Genomic DNA, 22,736 nt, shown 5'->3' with positions numbered 1-22,736 from the left:
TTAGTTTTTAAGATCATATTCAAATCTCGGTATCCATTGATGGACAGCGAGTCTTTGCTTGAAGGTTCTGATTCCTGAAATACCCATATCCTCTCCCAGACTGATCTTATCAACTCCGGAAAGAAAGCGCTTCCTGCATTCTGAATACATAAACACCCCAAGCCCCTTATAGTTTCCGGTTGTTGTCTGGAAATGAATTATTGATTTATTCCCGTGTCTTGAGCCTATGCAAAAGCCTGCCATTTCCCCGTCTATCCTTACAATGATTCCATAGCCATTAAGCTCAGGAAGGAAGGGAACTATCTCTTCAAGGCAGTTTATCGAGCATCCGTAATTACAATAAGCGCAGTCCTTATGCGCGCACCAGTTAACCCTGACAAAGTCAGTGAGCGTGTTAAGATCCGCGGGAGTCACCTCATCCACACTGTAATCGTAATTCTTCAGAAAATATCTAAGATTCTGCCCAGATTTACCACTAAAAGCATCAAAGCTACTGCTATCATAAACATAGTCAAAAAAGGAATCATTTATTTTCTTTTCCCATTCTGTACCCGGAATATGTTCATAATAGGGCTGCATCCACTCGCGCATATCCGTGATATTAAGATTGTAGCCAAGCTTACCATGGTCTTCTCTTACTTCATTAAAGGCCTCTTTTAATGATTCTTCATCATAATGCCCAATAAGCGGTAGCATAGTCATTCTGCCGTCCGATGAATCCCAGCCCATCAGAGAAAGATAATCATCGATCTCTCTGTAATAAAAGGAAAGTACCTTTCCCCAGGCTATGAGTGCCATAAAACTCATAGGTGATGACCAGTCATCATTCATTTTGTCATAATAAGGATTAAGCTTCTGTTTATCATTTACAGTAACCGGTAAATAGCCAAGGGAAAGAAGTCTCTCCTCCTCTGCTTCCGGCAGGTGTTTCAACTTATCCAAATACATAAACCACTTATAACTCCATACCGCAAACTAACTTATTCAAGTTAATTCGTTAAAAATTATTAATCTTCATATTAACTGAAAGCTCCTCTTCTCCCACCATATCAACATATATCTTCCGATATTCACCCAATACATCCTCTGGATTTTTAAAGGTCCCCACAGGGGATCCTATAATGCGATAATCCACACCATACATAAATACAGAAAGACCTGTATCATGCCATCCGTTTGAAATATAAAAATTCATCCGTTTCTCTCTAAATTGCTTCGTCTCAGGGTCATCCGTAGCAAAAGGATCCTCCACCTCGCACATAAGATTAGTCTTGTCGGAAAAATGCGAAGTAATTAAAGAAAGGATTCTTGTTCCATACCCTTTTCCGCGAAGCTCTGGCATAACAGCAAAATAATCAAGGATACAAAGTCCTTTATTCGAAGAATCCGTGGAGAAAAACGCATAACCAACAAAGACTCCTCTGTCATAAACTGCAAGCGTAATATACGCTCCTTTATGCTTAAGCTTAATAATAATGTCGAGCTTTTTTAACTCATCCTCAGGAAAATCTTTTTTCAGCACATTTTCATGGAGATCCTGAACCTCCTCATCAGACAGCTCTCTGAAATGCAGATGGGGATCAAGCCCCTCCTCATCCGGAAGATAATGATAATTACCTTTTTCATCCGGAATCGCTATCATCCGGTATTCCGGAGACCAGTCTTCAATAAGAGTAGGGCAATCATGGCCTATTTTATTGATAAGCAAAAGCTTGCCACGAACAGATTCAAAAATCTCTTCACTTCCAAGCTTCCATACCTCAGGGCATACCGGAGATAGGGCAAACCCCAGACCATGTTCTGTGTTTATAAGGTACATAGGCCAAAGACCACATCGGAAAGGTCTGCTATTCCCCAGAATGCATCCGTTTTCACCCAGGCATGGGCAGGTATAAATACCCTCGCTGTCTTTTTCCATTTGCAGATAATAAAGCCCATCGTCTCTTTGAATAAATGCTGCTTCTGTCTTAACCTTGTTTTCTTTATATTCTTCTTCAGTAAATCCTGGAGCATCCCAGACATCATCGTCGTCATATTTACAGCAAATTCTGCACTTCGCACATGTTCCGCTTTTCAGTATCCTCTTAAGCACTCAAAATCCCTCCACACCATTTTCCTTGTAATACTTCTTTGCTCCTTTATGGAAGGGAATGCTAATTCCCTTAACAGCTTCATTTAATTCAAACGTTGAAAAGTTTCCTTCTCCGGCAGAAATACGTTCCTTTTCCTCAAAAAGAAGTTTTAAAAGTTCGTATACTCTTTCCTTTTCCAGATGGTTTGAAGCCACCAGCACCGCCCTTACAGAAACCGTGTCGGTACTTTCCTCCAGTCCCTGATAAGTTCCAGCCGGAATAACCGAACTGGTATAAAAGCTATAGTTTTCCTGGAGAATACTTACATGTTCAGCATCAATGCCAATCAGACGAATAGTCTTTTTTTCCGATAAATCCGTTACAGCTTTTGTGGGAGTTCCTGCCACGATAAAAGCTGCATCAATTGTTCCATCAACGAGTTTATCAACGCTGTCACCGAATGAAGAATTGACAACATGAATATCGTCAAAACTCATATCATATGCACTAAGGATCTGCCTTGCGTTAAACTCTACTCCGGATCCTGAATCTCCCACGGAAACCTTTTTACCTTTGAGATCCTCCACCGAAGAAATATCATCCTTGCAGGTAACTATCTGGACATTCTCATCATAAATCCCGGCAATAGCTGAAAAGCCGGTATACATCTCCGAATCAGAGTAAAGATCCGTTCCTGTGTAGGCATAATACATTACATCATTCTGAACTATTGCAAGATCAGTGCTTCTATTAGAAAGCATCTTAATATTCTCACCGGAGCCACCTGTTGAGTATATTGCAAGTGTGCTGTTGGAGAGCTTTGTATTCAGAATATTGGCCATGGCATCGCCAAGTGAAAAATAGGTTCCGGAGGTTCCTCCTGTGGTCAATACCATTTCCCTCTTTTTTCCGCTTATAATATTGTCGCATCCGGTCTGTGTGATTATCATTGCAAAAATAATAAACACAGCCGAAAGTCTCTTAATCACTTTATGTATTCTTGAAAAATCGAATAAAGTTATCATGTTCTTTCAAATAGCCTTTCCTGATGACTTTGGGACCTTCTAATAATAGACATAGCTACACATTATTAAGTTATCCCATACTCTATTTTCACATACACAAGTTATAGATTTATAAATTTGGGATTAAAAATAGATAATATTTTTTCCAGAACAGTTCCCCCACAACACCGAAAAAGACAACATAAAAGGACCTGACACTTTATGCTAAGATTTTCGTTAGCTTAAAGCCGGTCCTAATATATACAGTATTTTGGTTTGTTGATTTATATAAAGGGTTTCAAATCTCTGTGTGCTGCTGTTGAATCTGCCATTCTATCCATAATGTCGTTCAGATTATCTGCCTTAGTATTGAACTTCTCGAGGATTTCATCCATGAGAACAGCCGTATTCTCATGCCGGAAGGCTTTTTAATACCATACAAATATCATTTTCAATTGAAGCAAGGTATTTTATCCTGTTTATCGTATTCTCTGTTTCTGCTTCTCCAAGCCTTATCTCTTCAGCATCATTGCTCACTACTCCCAGTGCACGCCTGATATTGTATTCAAGCCACTCTATCCAGGTATATGCTATTCCAAATAATTTATCATACGATCTGAATCCATTGTCATAAGCATTAAGATACCCCTTGAAAAAAGCCTCCAGATTGTCTTTACTGAATTTGCCGTTTACAGTTCCTGCCCACTGGAGCGCAAGATCAAGACATGATGATATAGGATTGCTGTAACCAAGACACTCAAGATCAATCACATAGACATTTCCTTCATGCCACATAATATTCTTGGGATCCATATCATCATTACTTATTGCTCTCATTGCAGGAAGATTTTTCCGAGCTTCATTTAACTTGTTTTGCGCGTTTTCAAGAAGCTGCATATTTGCTTCAAGGAGAGGTGCAATTACGCTATCTTTTTCCTTAGCACTTTCAAGTAATGCTGCAAAATCAACCTCACTTAATGCAGGTTCTTCCTGAGAAATATTCTGCGCATCTATTGAGTGAATCTTTCCAAGTATCTCACCGGCTTTGTAGCTCTGTTCAGTTAAAATCTCATTAAAATCTGTGATTTTCCCTTCCTGCCATGGAAAGATATAATAATACCTTCCATCAACAGAAACCATCTTTTTTCCATCAAAAGATAATGCTGCTACAACAGGAATTCCATTATCCTCCAATATTTTCTCAAGCCTTTCTGCTTCAGCATAATTCTTCATCGCTTCAGGCCTACTCATTATTTCATGATTCAGGCTTTTCACTGCGTATGTTCCGGTTGTTGTCTGAACTTTATACATCTTATGCATAAGTCCTCCGGACACAGTGAGAATCTGTCCTTCAATTGTCCCCAAACCGCATTGTTCTATCAGTGCATTAATATTTTCCATACCCTGATCCTTTTTCATTTTTCTTCAGTATCCTAAAAGAAATTATCACCGTCACAGTTATCATGCATCCTTAAACTTCCATCTCATATAGCGCCATTGAATTCCCATTATCATAGTCGATAATATCAACTATTTTAAATCCTGCCTTCAGATAGATTTTCCGAACCACCTTTTCATTCAGACCTGTATCTAACCTGATATATTTGATACCATAAAATATCACTGATTTCGGCAGGTTCTGCACAGATTACTTCCTCAATCTATTTTCATTATCTTTTGCACAGCGAAGTAGCCCCTCTAGAACATCTGAAAACTCTAATCCGAATTTTTTTGCCTTACTGCAGTCCATCCAAAGATTATGCCTTACAGGTGCATCTTTAAGTCTTATGTTAAGTTTCATAGCGTCTAAAAACTCTCTGGTAATCTCGTACATTGACTTTGTGGTTTCACTTCCAAAATTATAAGCACCGCCGGGAAGTCCGATTACCTTTTCCATATTTTCAGCCACTTCTTTAACATAGGTTATGCCTCTGAACTGCTTTGAGCTAAACGAAACCGCCTCATTGGCCCTAATCAGATTCATGAAATAATTTGGCTTTTCCAGATAATAGTCGTACATCCACTCTGCGCGAAGCATAACTGAATCAGGACATATATCAAGAACTCTCTGCTCCATCTCCAATTTATGACGGGCATAAGTATTAGCGGGTTTTACATTTTCCTCAATATATGGTCCTTCATCCTCAAGTCCGTTATATACCTGATCAGAACTGAAACATATTAGCTTTTTGCCTCCAGATGCTTTAGCCAAATAAATAGGGATTTCTACATTTGCATGATAAGAAGCCTCTGGATCCTTCTCGCATACACCCATATCCGAAATTGCCGCAGTATGTATTATCGCATCAGCACCACTTTCACATACCAAATGCTTAATATCATCTTCGGACATTCCTCGCAGGGACGGTGCCGCAATAACATCGCTACACATTTCCATAATCTTATGGCCCACAAATCCCGATGCACCTGTTACAAGTATCATATTTATACTCCCTAAACAATTGATGTCACAAATAAACTGACAAGATATATATTATTCATCCTAGATTTTGATTAACATGTGATTATAGTATAACTCATACAAATAAAACTATAATCCATCACTAAGAATTATGTTATGTATTTTTTTATTAGCATTTTTATTACCCTATCGTTCAACACCACACCAGAAGTTTCATAAGAAATTATCAATTTATCTCCCGGAAATATACCGTTTGCAATATATGAATTAATCTTCCTGACAGCTTTCTCTGCATATTCCGGATCATCCATTCTTCCATCATGCTCCCAGTATATTTCTTTACAATCTCTTTTTCTAAGGAATGTGAAATCCGGATATACTACTCCAAAGTTCTTTAGTTTCAGAGGGCACTCGTACTTGTATTCAATTCCCATATCAAAGAAGGTATCAGCAAGGATTTTTTCTGATTTAGATCGAACTCTTTCACCTTTCTTTGTATATATTTCAGGAATACCTGGAGCAAATTCTTTTCCTGTATATGGTTTATTCTTCCAATCTGCAAGTTTTTGCTCCCATGGAATTTCTACTGGCTTTATAAGTGTTTTCCTGGCAGGATGAAGGTTGTTGTAAATCTCTTCAATCTCATTATCTTCGTATTCCCTTGAAATTTTCTCGATATGTTTAATGCGCCTGTCTACCAGTTTTTTGATTTTCTGATCATAAGACTTCTGTGCGAGAGCATAGACAAGTGCCATGTCTTCTTTCTTGATATAACTAAGTTTGTATCCAGCTTCATTTATATCTTCTACACACTGTATATATTGAACTTTTTTCTTGGATGATGTCACTCTAAGAGTACCATCCGGAACATCGATAAGCCTGCCATCTACAGTCTCTTTGATTTTCTTTAATCTCTGTTCTTCTAATGTTAGTAATTCTTTTAAACCTTGCATTTCTTTTATTTTCCTTTTTGTATCTCTTTATATTTACTGCTACCTGTTGTATATTTATTTTTCATGATTTCAACAGACTATTTTCCCCGCCTTGACCTGTTGTTATCTATAAATCCTAATATCCAACAGACTATTTTATTACTTTCTACCTGTTGTTATCCGTAACAATACTATTCTCAACAGGTAAATTGGATTATTCTCACCTGTTGGAATTCTCAAGTTCACAATTCCAGCAGGAAAAGACTGCATTTTATCACTGTTGAAATCAAGTATAATAGCAATTCCAACAGGTAACAGCTACGTTTTGTCACTGTTGAAATCCCAAAATCTACAATTCCAACAGGTAATACCAAAGATTTCAGCCTGCTGAAAAGCCTAAAACATCAAATTCCAACAGTCTCTAAACAAAATTTGTCTAAAAATCTTGGAAGTCATCCGATCATAATGGCATATATTGCAATTATGCGGAATATCCGACCACAACAGCCGCCAGCCATTGTGTGGAATAGATACGCGGCTGGATGTACCAGCCGCGATAACTAGAATAATCTCAGAAATGAATTATAATATACTCTCTAAAAAAGTCAACCAATCGTCACGACACTCAGGCTTACTTTTCAGTCGCCTTCGTCAAGAGAGCTACCGTCTCAACATGATTCGTCCAAGGGAACTGATCCACTGCGACAGCTCTCTGTACGTAATATCCGCCCTCGGCGAGAATCTCCAGATCTCTCGCAAGAGAGGTGGGTTTGCAGCTGACGTAGATCATGTGCTTAACACCGTAGTCGATGATTTTCTTAAGTGCCTTGGGGTTGATGCCTTCACGGGGAGGATCGAGGATGATGAGGTTAGGCTTATCCTCGATGTCGTCAAGGACCTTAAGTACGTCGCCGGCGATGAACTCGCAGTCAAGAAGATGATTGCGGGCGGCGTTTTCCTTAGCGGCAGCAACAGCTTCCTCGACGATCTCGACACCGATAACCTTGTTGGCGATGGGTGCGATTATCTGAGCGATGGTTCCTGTTCCGCAGTAGAGATCGTAGATAATCTTATCACCGGGATCCTCTGTGGTGTTGTCATAGAGTCCGTCGATGTACTCTCTTACTGTTCCGTAAAGCACCTCCGCACTAAGGGAGTTAGTCTGGAAGAATGAAAAAGGAGTAATCCTGAATTTCAGTCCCAGAAGCTCTTCGAAGAAATAGTCCTGTCCGTAAAGGATAGTTGTTCCTTCATCAATTACTGCGTCTGCCTTAGCATCATTAATAGTGTGGAGGATACCTACGATATGTCCTGAGAGTTCAAGTGTAAGAAGCATATCCTTGTACTCTGAAAGGTCGTGATCCTCCTGAGTTGTTGTTATCAGATCTATAAGGATATCGCCTGTCTTGACAGCCTTTCTCACGAGAAGGTGTCTAAGATATCCCTCCTGCTTCATTCTGTGATAGAAGCTGATTTTTCCTTCTTTATAAAGCTTTCCAAAATATGACGTTGTAGCACTAAGAATCTGGCTGTAGTCGTCATCAACAATTCTGCAGCCTGTAACGCTAACGATGTCATGCATGCTGTTTCTTTTGTGCATGCCAAGAGTGAGGGGACCACCGATCTCCTCATCTCCGAATGTAAATTCCATTTTATTTCTGTATGCAAACTTAACCGGGCTGGTCTTGATTCCTTCCCAGGTATAGCTCTGTGTCTGCTTTTCCAGAATAGGATTAAGAATTCTTCTTACCTGCTGCTCCTTAAGGCCAAGCTCCTTGACGTAAGGCATTGTAAGATAAGTACAGCCTCCGCATTTACCAAAGTGAATACAGGGGCTTTCTATAGCATCAATAGGCTCTTCGAGAACCTCGAGGAGCCTGCCTTCTGCTCTGCCATTTCTGTTTTTAATAATCACGCATGACACCTTCTGGCCGGGGAGGGTATTCTTGACGATTACCTTTCCCTCAGGTGTCTCCATTATGCCTTTGTTCGGAAATTCAACACGAACAATTCTTCCCGTTACGATATCTTTTTTCTTCATTTCTCCAAATCCAGGTCAACGAAATCGTCGTCATCAAAGTCGTCGAAATCGTCATCATCATAATCAAAATCATCCTCGTACTCGGGCATCATGTAATTGAAAACTAAAAAGGCGATAGTAGCAACCGCTGCGATTGCACCAAATACTGCAAGGCACCATAAGATAATGTTTGCAGGCTTCTTAGCATTAGCTGCTTCCTTTTTCTCCAGAAGTTCATTAATCCTTGTCATTTCAAGAAGATCTTCAATTCTGTTTTTTTCCATTTCATACCCCTTTCCAAGATGTTAATTGTCAAACAACTACTATAATTATATCCAATAAATCATATTCTTTCTATCGATTTAGCAGAGTTTATACTTTTTTAAGCTTCGCAAAAGCAGCGAACATTATCTTCTGTCCATACTCATCAAAGTTGATGGTAACCTTATAATCTCTTGGCTCTTTTACGATATCAAGAACTGTGCCCACACCGAATTTCACATGTGCTACTCTGTCGCCCACACCGTATTCAAGTGTTGCTGAAGCAGGTGCTCCCTTTGATAATCCCGCAAGTCCGGGCTTTCCAAGAGAAGCCTTGCTGTGAGCGCTTGCAGCGCCTGCAATAAAGGGCTTGTCCTTTGGAACCGCTCTTTTCTTAGGAGGTGCTGGCTTTGCAACAGGTCTTCCGTAAGAGGGCTGAACTGCTGCAGTTGTTCCGGCATAGGCACTTCTCTTAAGCGGTGAACTCTGAGAATTCATGCCATAGGCGGGCTTTGAGAAGTCCATCTTCTTTTTGAAAATTCGGCCGGTATCAAGATCGATGTCGTCATCATCATCGATGGATTCTCCTCCATCAAAGAGATATGTACTCTCCGCAAATCCGACCTTTTCAAGAAGGTTATCGGGAATCTCTGATACAAATCTGCTCATGCGATTGTACTCGATCTGACCGCGGTTCATTCTGCACTTTGCACAGGTCAGAGTGAGGTGCTTCTTTGCTCTTGTTATACCAACATAAGCAAGTCTGCGTTCCTCCTCAAGTCCCTCGGGATCGCTGTCCTCGTTCATGAGAGTCATGTAGCTGGGGAATACATTCTCCTCCATACCTGCAAGATATACATGATCAAACTCAAGTCCCTTGGCACTATGGAGTGTCATAAGAAGAACCTTGTCATCATCATCAGATACATTATCGATATCAGCCACGAGAGCAACCTCTTCAAGGAAGCCTGTAAGTGTAGGCTCATCCTCCTTCTCCTCATAGGCTGCCATCTTTGAAATAAGTTCGTCCACGTTCTGCTGACGCTCGTTATCCTCAGTGGTATCGCCCTCATCAAGGGTATAGAGATAATCTATAAATCCTATCTCCCTTATGATGTGCTGCAGGAGCTGATCAAGTCTGGACTCCTTTGAGAAGGCTCTGAAAACTCGTATCATCTCAGCAAAGGCCTTGATCTTAGACTGTGCCGGTTTATTAAGTCCGGGAATCAGATCAGCCTCTGCGCATGCCTTTAAGAAGCTTAAGTTATGGGTATCAGCATATTCCTGAACATGTGAAATGCTGGTAGCTCCGATGCCTCGCTTTGGAACATTTATTATTCGTCTTGCAGCAAGATCATCTGCCCCTGAATCAACTGTCTTAAGGTATGCAAGAAGTTCCTTTATCTCGCGTCTTCCATAGAAGTTAACGCCGCCCACAAGGTCATAGGGAATGCCCTCATAGACGAATCGCTCTTCTATAAGTCGTGACTGGGCATTGGTTCTGTAAAGAACAGCGATGTCCTTATAATCTGCCTTGCCGGTTTTCTTGAGCTTACAGATATCAGATGCGATATATTCAGCTTCCTCCGGTGCCTGGGTAACCTGCTTTAATTTTACAAGCTCGCCCTTGCCCTCATCGGTCCAGAGTGCCTTGTCTTTTCGTCCGTAATTGTTCTTGATTACTGCGTTTGCAGCATCAAGGATGCTCTGAGTTGATCTGTAGTTCTGCTCCAGCTTAATGACTGTAGCATCCGGGTACACCTTTTCAAAATCAAGAATATTTCTGATATTGGCACCTCGGAATCTGTAGATACTCTGGTCATCATCACCGACCACGCAGAGGTTCTTATATCTGTCAGCGAGAAGTCTTATGAATTCAAACTGTACATTGTTGGTATCCTGATACTCATCCACCATGATATAGCGGAATCTCTCCTGATATTGTTTTAATATCTCAGGTTCCTTCTGGAAAAGCTTCACCGTGTTTAAAAGCAGATCATCAAAGTCCATGGCGTTATTTTTCTTCAAAGTATTCTCATACTCGATGTAAGCCTTGGCTATCTTCTGCTTTCTGAAATCAGAGCCTGATGTGAGCGCGTACTCATTGGCATCCACGCAGTTGTCCTTTGCATGGGATATCGCGGTCTGGATTCCACGAAGCTTAAGCTGCATTGTCTCAAGCTGATATCTTTTACAGATGTCCTTTAAAACGGACTTTGAATCATCTGAATCATAGATGGTGAAGTTGTTGTCATATCCGAGCTTGTCCGCATAGCGTCTTAAAATTCTCACACAGGTTGAATGAAAAGTCGCAACCCATATACTCTCTGAGCCAAAGCCCACTATCTTATCGACACGCTCTCTCATCTCGCCTGCTGCCTTGTTAGTGAAGGTGATGGCGAGAATGTTCCAGGGATTAACTCCGCATTCGTCAATTAAATAAGCGATTCTGTGTGTCAGCACTCTGGTCTTTCCCGAACCTGCACCTGCAAGTATCAGCACCGGGCCATCTGTCTGCAGAACCGCTTTCTTCTGTTCACTATTCAGGGTATCGTATATACTCATTAAAAATCTGTTGCCTTTCTAATATTTCCCTCATCCGGCGCTTTGCGCCACCTTCTCCCATAGGGAGAAGGCTTCTATTTTCTCATTTTTTCTTCTTCTTTTTATTTGTATCTCCGCGCTCCTCCTGGATATGGTCTATAATATTTTCAATAAGAAGCATCTTAATGAAAACATCATAAGAAAGCATGGAGATAAAGGTTAACATCTGAAGCTCATCCTTGTCCTCACCCTTCGCTTCGGGGAATGACTCCTGAGCTCTTCCGTATTTTTCCTTAATATCCTCTTTAAGATGAGCTATTATCTCATCCTGTGCATCATAAATTGTAGTGTAGATGTCCTTTAAATTGATCTCAGCATCATCATTGCCAAAGCGCTTGTACAGTGGCTCAAAAAGAGTCTGAATATCGCTGAAGGACAGGATGTTTTTGTAATAATAAATATAAATCAAAAGGATTATGTGATCCTTCGAATACTTCTTCTTTATAGGCGGCGGCAGTAGATCATTCTTGGCATAATTGTTGATCATGGTCTTGGTAAGGATCTTATCAACGCCGGGATGTCTTGCTGACTTGCGAAGGTTCTCCTCCATGAAGGTCAGAAGCTGATCCATGTAAAGATCAATATTGGGTATATCATTGACCTCCACCTGCTTGGTCCTGTCAAGGCTCGCCATTATGCTATTTAAAAGATCATCATAATCCAGTGTCATTATATATCTCCAGTTAAAATCTTCTATACTTTATTTGCTGCGATCAGGCTATGCTCTTTTTAACCTCATCTGCCTGATGCATCATTTCTCTTGCATTCTCCAGCGTAGAATCTGTAATCTGGGCACCACCGAGCATTCTTGCAAGCTCAGATACTCTGTTGTCATCGCTGAGTCTGTGTATCTGAGTCACAGTTCTCTCATGACCGTCCTCGTCCTGAGTTCCCTTTGCGATCTCATAATGATTATCAGCCATAGCTGCAATCTGAGGAAGATGTGTGATACAGATTATCTGGTGTCCTCTTGCAAGGAGTCCTAACTTCTCTGAAACCTTCCATGCGGTCTGTCCGCTGATTCCCGCATCTATCTCATCAAAAATGAGTGTGTCGATGTCATCCTTTTCAGCAACAACTGTCTTGATTGCAAGCATTATTCTGGAAAGCTCACCACCGCTTGCCACCTGGTCGAGAGGTCTTATCTTCTCTCCGGGGTTTGTGGATATCATGAATTCCACATCATCAAAACCGCCTGCTGCCATCTTTTCCTCATCAGGTCTTACTTCTATCTCGAATCTCACATCGATGAAGTTCAGGTCCTCAAGAGCCTTCTTTAAAAGGCCTGATAACACGTCTGCATTCTTTTTTCTTAAATCAGAAATCTTTTTGCAGATTGCGAGAGTCTCCTCATGTAGTCTCTTTTCATCAGCAATGAGCTTTTCTCTATAGGCACCAAGGTCCTCTAACTTTTCAAGCTCTTTCTCCTTCTCGTCTCTGTATTCTAAGACTGCTTCGATGCTTCCGCCGTACTTATCCTTTAAGTGATTGATGACGTTAAGTCTGTCCTCTGTGATCTGATAATCTTCTGGATCAAATTCCAGCTCGTCGATATAGGATGAAATCGCATGTCTAAAATCCGATAATAAATTATCGATATCAGATAGCTGTTCCAACAGCTCCGCAGCCTTATCATCATAGCTGCTTACGGAAGAAAGCTCTCTCACTGCTCTGCCTATGGCATCAGCAGCACTGTCATTTGAATCTCCTGCTCCTGTAACCTCTGCAGCTATACCTGCTGCCTCGGCAATTTTCCGGGAGTTGACCATTCTCTTGTATTTTGTCTCGAGCTCATCATCCTCACCGGGTCTTGGATCCGCTTCGTTTATCTCATTAAATTCAAAGCTTGCAAGATCCTTTTGTCTCTCGCGCTCCCTCTCATCGAGGTTTGTCTCCTCAAGGCTGCCAAGGACTTCCCTCCAGCTCTTATATGAGACTGCGCATTTTTCCTTGAGCTTTGTAAGCTCCTCGCCTGCAAAATCATCAAGGATCTCCAGGTGCTTCTTTTTATGCAAAAGCTCCTGATGGTCGTTCTGACCATGGATGTTTATCAGAATATTGGAAAGATCTCGTAGCTGCCTTGCGCTTACATTTTCTCCATTGGCCTTGCAAACGCTTCTGCCCTCCATGATCTTTCTCTGGAGTATCAGGGTTCCATCCTCATCTACAGGGATGTCCAGTTCCTTTAAGCTCTTAAGCTGAGCTTCATTGGTAATTCCAAAGGTCAGCTCAATAAGCGCATATTCTGCGCCTGTTCGAATCATGGCACTGTTGGCCTTTTCACCCAGCGCCAGATTCACGCTTCCGATTATGACTGATTTACCTGCTCCAGTCTCACCACTCATGATGTTGAGACCATTTCTGAATTCAACCTCCTGCTCATTTATAAGAGCAAGATTCTTCACATGTAGACTATATAACATATTTACCTCTTTCCCTTCGTGCTTCTTCGGGCATACTTAGGGAGTGTAAATTCTTCAAAAGAAGAATGATTACCGATAATTATCCGATGATCTCATTCAGTTCATTCATAACCTTCTGTACATCGGCAGTTGTACGTATTGCTGCCATGATGGTGTCATCACCTGCAATACATCCAACTATACTTTCAAATTCAAGTGCATCCAGGGCTGCAGCTACAGCCATGGCCATTCCCGAAACCGTGCGGATAACAAGAATGTTCTGTGCACTGTCCATACTGATAAAGCCGGCTCTAAGAACATCGGCGTACTTATCATTCATTGAGGCGTTGTCCTGAAGATAGACATATTTATGCCTTCCGTCAGGCGTGGCTCTTTTAGTGAGGCGAAGCTCCCTGATATCTCTTGAAACAGTCGCCTGTGTCACCTTGAACCCTTCAGCATTGAGCATATCCGCTATCTGCTCCTGAGTTTCAATGACATTATTTTGGATAATCTCTATAAGCTTGCTCTGTCGTTTTTTCTTCATACAAGTTTTTTCCTCAAAATATTTAAAAAGCTCTCGCTACTTAGCTTCAGTATCCTGGTTACCTGTTCAGCGCGGGATATATCAATCCTGTCTCCGCTCTGCATAATAAAGCGCTTTCCGCCATCGAAGGAGGCTTCCAACCTCTGAACGCTGTCTGCTCTTCCGACTCCGATCTCGATCGTAACCTTATCATTTTCAGATAATACGATGGTCCTGGAATTAGCGGTGTGTGAACATATAGGTGTCAAAAGTAATATCTGTGCCTTGGGATCCACAATCGGTCCCCCGGCAGACATGTTGTAAGCCGTTGATCCTGTAGGCGAGGAAAGAATTACTCCGTCCGCCTTATAGGAAGTAAGCGGCTGGTCATTTACATATACATTAAAATTGTAGGCTTGCAGTGATGAGCATCTTGCAATAACGATGTCATTAAGTGCGAAGTTCTTCTTACCCTTTTCTTCGCCCTGACAAAGAATCCCCTGAAGCATCATGCGGTCTTCAATCTCATAATCATCGTTAAGGAGCTTGTCCATGGCACTCTCTGCTTCTGACAGCTCAACCTCGGTCATATAGCCCAGGGTTCCGAGGTTAACTCCGATGAGCGGAATATTCTGCTCAAGAACATTTCTCGCTGCCTGAAGCATCGTTCCGTCTCCGCCGAGAACTATGCAACACTCGGAGGAATCAGGTACTTCACATTTGTACTCAGGACCATTCCCGGCACAAACCCTCTCTATCTCTGCCACCTCACAGATGGCCCCGTGTGACTCAAGGTAGTTGCGGATCCTGTCAGTTTCCTTCATATCAGGATCCTTACTCTTATTCGTGATTATGAAAAACCGTTTCATAGTTTTTACAGCTCCCCGTGCGCTCTTTTTACCGTCTCCTCAATTAGCTTCTGCATATCCGGGTCAGAGGATTTTCCATTCCCTGCCTCCTTAACGTCTGCAAGCATGTGAAGACCTGTGCCTTCATTTATCTCACTGACCTCTGCATTCCTGCTCTCATCCTTATGGATATAGAGCAGATATTCAATATTTCCTTCCGGTCCCCTCACCGGTGAAAAATCAAGATTCAAAACATTAAAGCCGATTATGTCAGCAAAATCGATTACCTTGCGGATAACCTCTTCATGAGTTTCGGGCTCTCTTACCACACCCTTCTTTCCAACTTTTTCCCTTCCTGCTTCAAACTGGGGCTTTATGAGACATACCATCTCGCCGCCGTCCTTTAAGAGCTTTCTTGCGGGAATAAGAATTTTAGTGAGTGATATAAAGGACACATCCACAGATGCAAAATCAAGATCATCATCTATGTCGTCCCTTGTCAGATATCTGAAGTTTGTCTTTTCCATGCAGACAACCCTCTCATCTGACCTGAGCTTCCATGCAAGCTGTCCGTGACCTACATCAACGGAGTACACCTTGGAAGCACCGTTCTGGAGCATGCAGTCCGTAAAACCACCGGTGGATGCTCCTATATCCATACACACGAAGCCGTCCAGTGTCAGCTCAAAGCTCTTCATCGCCTTTTCAAGCTTAAGACCTCCTCTGCTGACATAGGGGAGCTGATCTCCCTTGACTTCAAGTGATGTAATTTTTGATTCATCGAAGGATGTTCCGGGCTTGTCCTCTCTCTGTCCGTTTACAAAAACATCGCCTGCCATAATGACAGCCTTTGCCTTTTCACGGGAGGTAGCAAGTCCTCTGGAAACAAGAATAACATCCAGTCTTTCCTTAGCCATTTGTAGTTATTTCCTCGTATTTTCTAATTACCTTTTTAGCAACAGACTCGGCGTCAACACCCAGTTCCTTGTAGAGCTGGTCGCAGGAGCCGTGGGTTACGAATTCATCTGGAAGAGCGATGCAAAGCTGCACGATATCAATCTCCTCATCACATATGAATCTTCTGACCTGATCTCCGAATCCGCCTGAAACCACATTCTCTTCCATGGTTACGATGAGCTTGTGCTTCTTAGCTGCCTCTCTGATGTAGTCACCATCGATAGGCTTAACAAATCTGGCATTTGTGAGTGAGCAGTTATAGCCCTTTTCAATGAGAATATCTCTTACCTTCTCCGCTGTCTTAACCATGCTGCCAACAGCGAAAAGAACGATATCTCTCTCCTTGTAAATAGGCTCTGCCTTGCCCATCTCTATGGGCGCTCTGAACTCCTGAAGTCCATCGTAAGCGTTTCCCCTTGGATAACGGATAGCCGTAGGTCCCTCGAACTGGATTGCAAACTTCATCATATCTGAAAGCTCCCACTTATTCTTGGGTGCCATGATGTGCATATTAGGCATGCTTGAAAGGTATGACAGATCGAATATTCCCTGGTGGGTCTCTCCGTCGCTTCCTACAAGTCCGGCTCTGTCAATTGCAAAGGTAACCGGCAGATTCTGAAGGCAGACATCCTCAAGTACCTGGTCATAGGCTCTCTGTAAAAATGAGCTGTAAACCGCAAATATCGGATGGAAGCCGCCAACAGCAAGTCCTGCCGCAAAGGTAACTGCGTGCTCCTCTGCTATACCTGCATCAAAGAATCTGTCAGGATACATATTCCTGAATCTCTTAAGACCGGTACCATCAGCCATAGCCGCTGTAATAGCAACCGCCTTGGGCTCTCTCTCACCGATCTTACACATAACTGTGCTGAAAATATCCTGATAATTAGCTGTGGTTCTGGGGTTCCTCGGGATTCCGTTTTCAATAAGGAACGGCTCTGTTCCGTGGAATCTGGCAGGGTGCCTCTCAGCAGGCTCAAAGCCCTTACCCTTTTTGGTAACCACATGTATCATAACGGCCTTACGAACCTTCTTGGCTTCGCGGATAGCCGCTCTTAAAGCTGAGATATTATGTCCGTCTATGGGACCAAGATATGTTATTCCAAGATTTTCAAAAACCATTCCGGGCACAAAGAGCTGCTTAAAGCTGTTCTTAGCTCGTCTGATTCCCTTTACCATCTTGGGACTTGAATTCTTAAGTGAATTGTAGATATCATCCCTTAAATTAAGGTATCCCTCATTTGTTCTAACCACGTTGAGGTACTTTGCCATTCCGCCTACGTTCTCAGAAATAGACATCTCATTGTCGTTAAGAACCATGATGAAATTCGTATCAAGCTTAGCCGCGTTATTGAGGGCTTCGTATGCAAGTCCGCCTGTAAGTGAGCCGTCACCGATTACGGATACGATGGTGTACTTTTCATCGGCAAGCTGTCTTGCTCTTACCATTCCAAGTCCTGCAGACAAACTGGTAGAGCTGTGTCCTGTATCAAAACAGTCACATGGAGACTCTGATCTCTTGGGGAATCCGCTCATTCCGCCAAATTTCCTAAGTGTATCAAAACCGGCCTTACGACCTGTAAGCACCTTGTGGGTATAGGACTGATGTCCAACGTCCCATATTATCTTGTCCTTAGGCAAATCAAGCTCAAGATGAAGCGCCATGGTCAGCTCAACTGCACCCAGATTTGATGCAAGATGTCCGCCTGAAACACTTATCTTTTCTATAAGAAAATTTCTTATCTCCTGAGCTAATTCCGGGAGCTTAGCATTCGGTATTTTCTTTATGTCATTTGGTTTATTTATGTTGTCCAGTAACATATTCACCCTCATCCGGCACAATGTGCCGTCTTCTTCAACAAGAAGACTTTATAGTATTTTTTAAGCTATCACTTGTTTCTGGAAATCATCCAGGTAACAAGCGGTACAATGAATTCCCCGCTGCCTTCATATTTTGACAGGATATCTACTGCCTCATTTGAAAGCTTCTCAACCTCTGCCTTCGATTCCTCAAGTCCGTGCAGTGTGACATAGGTCGTCTTCTCATTTTTCTCATCGGATCCGATGGGCTTTCCAAGCTCAGCCTCATCTCCTGTGATATCAAGGACGTCGTCCTGAATCTGGAATGCAACGCCTATCTTCCTCGCTGCCTGCTCTATATCATTAAGAGTCTTATTATCGGCTCCTGCAAGTATTGCGCCTATCATCATGCTGCTCTCAAGCATGGCAGCTGTCTTATTTTCATGGATAAAAATCAGTTCCTCAGAAGTAGCCTCTGCCTTGCCCTCTGCCTCTATGTCCGCGCACTGACCGCCAACCATGCCGTAGATTCCGGCCTTCCTTGTGAGTATCTCAAGGGCCTTGGCTCTTCTGTCGCTGATGTCTCCGTCGAAGGGTGTAAGATCAGCCTTACAGTAAAATACCTTGAGCGCTGTCTCGTATGCGTAATTCAGAAGTCCGTCGCCTGCAAGAGTAGCCATTCCTGCGCCGTAAACAACATGGGTTGTTTTCCTGCCTCTTCTGTACTCGTCATTATCCATGGCAGGCAGATCATCATGAACAAGAGAATAGGTATGTATCATCTCAATAGCTGCCATAAAGGGCTCAACAACCTGTAAATCCTTGCCACCAAGGAGTCTGTACATCTCCATCATAAGCACAGGTCTTATTCTCTTTCCGCCGGCCATAACGCTGTAATTCATGGCCTCGATAACCTTCTTCTGGTATCCTTCCTCAGCAGGAAGATATTTCCTAATGATCTCTTCTGCTTCTCCAGCCTTCTCGTCAAGTAATTTCACAAATTCCGACATCACTCAAAATCCTCCGTCTGTCCGTCAGCCATGACCTTCTGAACCTTTTTCTCTACCTTGTCAATCGAATCATTGCAATGCTTTAAAAGATCCATTCCTTCCTTGAAAAGCTTGAAGGAATCCTCAAGGGAAACATCGCTTTTTTCAAGTTCTTTTATTTTCTCATCAACGGCACTAAACGCCTCTTCTATCGTAAGTTCTTTTTCTTCGCTCTTTTTAGCCATATTGACCCTCATCCGGCACTTCGTGCCACCTTCTCCCAAAGGGAGAAAGCTTATTATTTATAACTTCGCTTTTTCACCTCTACAACTTCAGCACCGATAACACCGTCACTCACATTGATCTCAAGCTTATCGCCTGCGCTCACAGCCTTGATGCTCCTGATATTCTTTCCCTTTTCATCAGATACGTATGAAAATCCCGACTGGAGCTTATCAAGTGGACTTAAGGCTTTAAGTCTCTCAATGTCCACATCCAAAAGATGCCTCTTTTCTCTTATGATATCCGTGATCAGTCTCTCGAGTCTCTCTGCGCTCTGAGCCGCTCTCATTCTCTGATCTCTGATCTTAGCTGCAGGTGACAGGTGCTCTAAAAGTCTCTTATCACTTGCTGCCTTGTCGCGGAGTCTTTCGATTTTCTCATTCATGCGCCTGTAAAGGATATCAGCGTATGCGTCTATATCCTGGAGCAAAAGGCCTATCTCATAAACCGCAAGCTCTGCCGCCGCTGATGGTGTGGGCGCTCTAAGGTCTGCCACAAAATCCGCTATGGTCCAGTCCGTCTCATGACCCACCGCAGATATTATCGGGATGGGACAGTTAAAAATCGCCTCGGCAACCTCCTCTTCATTGAAGGCCCAGAGGTCCTCTATGGAACCACCGCCTCGTCCTACAATGATAACGTCCACATTCATATCCGTCAGAGTGGAAATTCCGCGAACTATGCTGTCCTTCGCCTGATCTCCCTGAACTATTGCAGGGTACAGATATATCTGCACATAGGGATTCCTTCTGGTGGAGATATTGATTATATCCCTTACAGCTGCTCCTGTAGGAGCAGTTACAACTCCCAGTGTCTTTATATGCTTGGGAATCTCCTGCTTGTATTCCTGTGCGAACATTCCACGTTCGGCCAGTTCTTTTTTAAGCTTTTCAAAACGCTCAAATAAAGCACCTGCTCCGTCTAACTCAATTTTTGTAGCATAAAGCTGGTACTTACCATCACGTTCATATATATCAACCGATCCTGTGACCTGAACCTGCTGTCCCTCCTGCATTTTGAACTTAAGTCCTGTTGCAGCGTGACCTCGGAACATCACACAAGAAATCGCTCCGGACGCATCCTTAAGCGTAAAGTAGATGTGACCGGAGGAATGATATTTGCAGTTACTGATTTCTCCCTTCACCGTAAGAGATGAAAGAAGAAAATCCTGCCTGAACATATTTTTTATATAAGAATTAATCTGCTCAACTGTATATACGTTACGCAAACTTAGCCAGCACTCCGTTTACAAAGGAGGATGCTCCGTCCTGACCAAATTTCTTAGACAGTTCAACCGCCTCGTTAATTGCCACTCCGGTAGGAATAGAATCATCAAATTTAATCTCATAGACAGCAAGTCTCAAAATAGCAAGCTCTACCTTGCCGATACGACCTGTATCCCAGCCGGTAGTAACCTCATTTATAAGCTTGTCTATCTCAGGGAGCTTATCTGCTATGCTCTCATAGCGAGTCTTAACGAAGTTAACGTCTGACTCGCTCATCTCTATATCATTTGTCTCTATGAACAGGTCCTCCTGCTCTCTCATCTCTTCCTTGGTATTGAACTCAACACGGAAAAGAAGCTGAAATACCTGTTCTCTTAATTCTGATCGTTTCATAATATCCTCTGTACTTTATTATTCTGGCATTGTGATTCCTGCAATACGAACATTGACATCTGTAACGTCAAGTCCTGTCATGCTCTCGATAGAGCTCTTTACTCTATCCTGTACGAGCTTACTTGTAGCAGGTATATTGTAGCTATAGTTCATAAGTATGGACATATCCACACGAACTCTGCCCTCATTTACGAAAATTCTTGAGCTCTTCTGAATGTTCTTAGGGCTTGCCTTCTCTATATTTTCGCTTGTATAATTACCAGCCATTGCACTTACGCCCTCAACCTCAAGTGCTGCAAGAGCTGCAATCTTGGAAACCACATCATCAGCAATCTTAACTGATGCGATTCCCTTAGACTTAATAAGTGTATTATTCTGTACTTCCTTTTCCATAATAATCACGTTCCTTTCATACTGAAATCCTTATAATTATACAAGAAACCACCACAATGGGCAACTTTTTTGAACCTTATTGACGTGGGGGGCTCCTTGAATCAAGCGTGGATGGGTGTGGCGGAGCAGCTGGGGAGGCGAGGCAAGTGCATCGGCGAGAGTAATAAGAAGGATGAGCAACGTAAGGCTGATTGATGGTCCATGATTAAATGCGCAGTTCTCGGACGAGCAAGATGATTTTTAAATTAAAAAAACCGGAAATGCTGACCGCTTTGAGCAACGTCGAAGGGAAGCATTTCCGGTTTTTGAAATTTTAAAAATCACTGCGCAGACGTAAACGCGCATTTAAGTATGGACTAACAAGAAGCCGTATTATTACTTATTCTTCTTATTCTCGTCGATGTACTTGTCGAGCTTGTCGAGCTGCTTGGAAGCGAATGCTTTACCGCCGATACCGAAGGAGATCGCAAATGCTACAGCAAGACCTGCAATAATGATGATGAATGCAGAATTAACGATTGTTGTAGCGATACCAAGCTGATTAAGAACCATGATGATTCCGATTACGAATACAACTGTCTTAGAAACAAGTGCGTAACCATCCATACCGTTCTTCTTAAGTGCCTTCTCTGCAAGGATTGCAGCAAAGTATGTAAGTGTAAGAACGATAACAGCAGCAAGAACCTTAGGCATGTAGCCGATGATTGCAGCGCCGATGTCTGTAAGAACCTTAAGGTCTACTACAGCGAAGCCCTGTGCAATGAAGATGATGTTGATAACAACCTGTACTACTGTGCCTGTAACCTTTGAAAGAACGAACTTCTCTGTCTTACCCTCTGTAATATCTGTGAGCTTCTTATCAACGCCTGTTGAAGCAAGGAGCTGTGTTACGATCTGACCTGCGAATCTGCCGATAAGGTAACCAACAAATACTACAAGGCAGCCGATAACGATACGAGGAATGTACTCGATAACAACTGAAAGCATGTTTACAGCAGGAGCTGTGATTGCATCAATCTTAAGTACATTAAGTGCAACGATGAATACAGGGATCATGATAAGAACATACACGATGTAAGCAAGTGTGTATGAAAGCTTAGCATTGTCCTTAACTTCCATACCAGCCTTTGCCTGAAGCTCATCAAGTCTGAGTCTTGCAAAGAGAGGTGCAAGAAGTGCACGAACTGTTGTTGCGATGATGTTGCCGACAAAGATAACGATTACTGCGGCAATGATGCTGGGAACATATCCCCAAACTGTGTTTAAGAGTCCCATGATAGGACCAGAGATGCTGTCAATTCCCAGCGCCCCAAAAATAGCCGGGATGAAAAGCATAAATACCAGGAAGTAAACCAGCTTACTGATGTAAGTAATTGTTACTCCGGGTCTCGGACCGTCTGCTCTTGACACGATAAAGCCAAGCTTAGTGTGTGTAAGAAGCTTGATGATAAGTGATTTAGCGATAGAAGCAGCGATGTAAGCTACAAGTAAAATGAGCAGAGCTACTACCACCTTTCCAAATCCCCCCAATAATCCGGTCATGAAGTTTGTAAAATTTAACATACCATTTCCTCCTTGTTTTCACAAAACTAAATACATTCTATC

22 protein-coding genes are annotated in these 22,736 nt (G+C 42.4%); all 22 read right to left on the bottom strand.

Annotated elements, in window-relative coordinates; all coding sequences use genetic code 11:
- The 22 genes from G587_RS0118225 to G587_RS0118110 all read right to left on the bottom strand — a co-directional run bounded on the left by G587_RS0118225 (window position 1) and on the right by G587_RS0118110 (window position 22,694).
- On the bottom strand, window positions 1-942 hold the full coding sequence (locus tag G587_RS0118225) for a phosphatidylglycerol lysyltransferase domain-containing protein (protein ID WP_196812618.1): 942 nt from the start codon (window positions 940-942) through the stop codon (window positions 1-3).
- A gap of 55 nt (window positions 943-997) precedes the next feature.
- Window positions 998-2,092: a GNAT family N-acetyltransferase gene (locus G587_RS0118220; protein ID WP_026493409.1), complete on the bottom strand. Its 1,095-nt coding sequence runs from the start codon at window positions 2,090-2,092 to the stop codon at window positions 998-1,000.
- Window positions 2,093-3,040 (bottom strand): TAXI family TRAP transporter solute-binding subunit, encoded by a 948-nt coding sequence (locus tag G587_RS0118215; RefSeq protein ID WP_207637484.1) that lies wholly within the window; start codon window positions 3,038-3,040, stop codon window positions 2,093-2,095. It lies immediately after the preceding gene.
- A gap of 447 nt (window positions 3,041-3,487) precedes the next feature.
- Window positions 3,488-4,495, bottom strand: a complete 1,008-nt coding sequence (locus G587_RS0118205; protein ID WP_026493407.1) for an aminoglycoside phosphotransferase family protein — start codon at window positions 4,493-4,495, stop codon at window positions 3,488-3,490.
- A gap of 52 nt (window positions 4,496-4,547) precedes the next feature.
- Complete coding sequence (locus tag G587_RS25665; RefSeq protein ID WP_155829615.1) at window positions 4,548-4,721, bottom strand: hypothetical protein; 174 nt, start codon at window positions 4,719-4,721, stop codon at window positions 4,548-4,550.
- Window positions 4,722-4,724: 3 nt separating this feature from the next.
- A complete protein-coding gene (locus tag G587_RS0118195; protein ID WP_035787267.1) occupies window positions 4,725-5,519 on the bottom strand; it encodes an SDR family oxidoreductase in 795 nt (264 codons plus the stop codon).
- A gap of 128 nt (window positions 5,520-5,647) precedes the next feature.
- A complete protein-coding gene (locus G587_RS0118190) occupies window positions 5,648-6,451 on the bottom strand; it encodes a hypothetical protein (RefSeq protein WP_026493405.1) in 804 nt (267 codons plus the stop codon).
- Window positions 6,452-7,061: 610 nt separating this feature from the next.
- The gene (gene rlmD, locus G587_RS0118185) at window positions 7,062-8,471 is read right to left on the bottom strand and encodes a 23S rRNA (uracil(1939)-C(5))-methyltransferase RlmD (RefSeq protein WP_026493404.1); all 1,410 of its coding nucleotides are present in this window, start codon (window positions 8,469-8,471) and stop codon (window positions 7,062-7,064) included.
- Window positions 8,468-8,734, bottom strand: coding sequence for a hypothetical protein (locus G587_RS0118180; RefSeq protein WP_026493403.1), 267 nt, complete (start codon window positions 8,732-8,734; stop codon window positions 8,468-8,470). Before G587_RS0118180 ends, rlmD begins: the two co-directional genes overlap by 4 nt.
- An 88-nt stretch (window positions 8,735-8,822) precedes the next feature.
- On the bottom strand, window positions 8,823-11,276 hold the full coding sequence (locus G587_RS0118175; protein ID WP_026493402.1) for an ATP-dependent helicase: 2,454 nt from the start codon (window positions 11,274-11,276) through the stop codon (window positions 8,823-8,825).
- An 82-nt stretch (window positions 11,277-11,358) separates the two neighbouring features.
- Window positions 11,359-11,985: a DUF1836 domain-containing protein gene (locus G587_RS0118170; RefSeq protein WP_026493401.1), complete on the bottom strand. Its 627-nt coding sequence runs from the start codon at window positions 11,983-11,985 to the stop codon at window positions 11,359-11,361.
- A gap of 43 nt (window positions 11,986-12,028) precedes the next feature.
- A complete protein-coding gene (recN, locus tag G587_RS0118165) occupies window positions 12,029-13,738 on the bottom strand; it encodes a DNA repair protein RecN (RefSeq protein ID WP_026493400.1) in 1,710 nt (569 codons plus the stop codon).
- A gap of 79 nt (window positions 13,739-13,817) precedes the next feature.
- A complete protein-coding gene (gene argR / locus G587_RS0118160; RefSeq protein WP_026493399.1) occupies window positions 13,818-14,264 on the bottom strand; it encodes an arginine repressor in 447 nt (148 codons plus the stop codon).
- On the bottom strand, window positions 14,261-15,112 hold the full coding sequence (locus G587_RS0118155) for an NAD(+)/NADH kinase (RefSeq protein ID WP_026493398.1): 852 nt from the start codon (window positions 15,110-15,112) through the stop codon (window positions 14,261-14,263). Before G587_RS0118155 ends, argR begins: the two co-directional genes overlap by 4 nt.
- Window positions 15,113-15,117: 5 nt before the next feature.
- Window positions 15,118-16,008: a TlyA family RNA methyltransferase gene (locus G587_RS23500; RefSeq protein WP_035787265.1), complete on the bottom strand. Its 891-nt coding sequence runs from the start codon at window positions 16,006-16,008 to the stop codon at window positions 15,118-15,120.
- On the bottom strand, window positions 16,001-17,869 hold the full coding sequence (gene dxs, locus G587_RS0118145; protein ID WP_026493397.1) for a 1-deoxy-D-xylulose-5-phosphate synthase: 1,869 nt from the start codon (window positions 17,867-17,869) through the stop codon (window positions 16,001-16,003). Before dxs ends, G587_RS23500 begins: the two co-directional genes overlap by 8 nt.
- 68 nt (window positions 17,870-17,937) lie before the next feature.
- Window positions 17,938-18,858: a polyprenyl synthetase family protein gene (locus G587_RS0118140; protein ID WP_026493396.1), complete on the bottom strand. Its 921-nt coding sequence runs from the start codon at window positions 18,856-18,858 to the stop codon at window positions 17,938-17,940.
- Window positions 18,858-19,082 carry an exodeoxyribonuclease VII small subunit gene (gene xseB, locus G587_RS0118135; RefSeq protein ID WP_026493395.1) on the bottom strand — a complete coding sequence of 75 codons (225 nt, stop codon included), beginning with the start codon at window positions 19,080-19,082 and terminating at the stop codon, window positions 18,858-18,860. The genes G587_RS0118140 and xseB overlap by 1 nt, the downstream gene beginning before the upstream one ends.
- Before the next feature lie 53 nt (window positions 19,083-19,135).
- Window positions 19,136-20,347 carry an exodeoxyribonuclease VII large subunit gene (gene xseA / locus G587_RS0118130; protein ID WP_026493394.1) on the bottom strand — a complete coding sequence of 404 codons (1,212 nt, stop codon included), beginning with the start codon at window positions 20,345-20,347 and terminating at the stop codon, window positions 19,136-19,138.
- Window positions 20,340-20,738 carry a transcription antitermination factor NusB gene (gene nusB, locus G587_RS0118125; RefSeq protein ID WP_026493393.1) on the bottom strand — a complete coding sequence of 133 codons (399 nt, stop codon included), beginning with the start codon at window positions 20,736-20,738 and terminating at the stop codon, window positions 20,340-20,342. Before nusB ends, xseA begins: the two co-directional genes overlap by 8 nt.
- 18 nt (window positions 20,739-20,756) lie before the next feature.
- Window positions 20,757-21,131, bottom strand: a complete 375-nt coding sequence (locus G587_RS0118120) for an Asp23/Gls24 family envelope stress response protein (protein ID WP_026493392.1) — start codon at window positions 21,129-21,131, stop codon at window positions 20,757-20,759.
- 375 nt (window positions 21,132-21,506) lie between these two features.
- Window positions 21,507-22,694 carry a mechanosensitive ion channel gene (locus G587_RS0118110; protein ID WP_026493391.1) on the bottom strand — a complete coding sequence of 396 codons (1,188 nt, stop codon included), beginning with the start codon at window positions 22,692-22,694 and terminating at the stop codon, window positions 21,507-21,509.
- Between the last annotated feature and the right edge of the window lie 42 nt (window positions 22,695-22,736).

The organism is Butyrivibrio sp. XPD2002 (assembly GCF_000423945.1).
In the GTDB taxonomy this organism is placed as follows: domain Bacteria; phylum Bacillota; class Clostridia; order Lachnospirales; family Lachnospiraceae; genus Butyrivibrio.
Note: the sequence above shows the minus strand (reverse complement) of the source record. Positions and strands in the feature narration are given on the sequence as shown.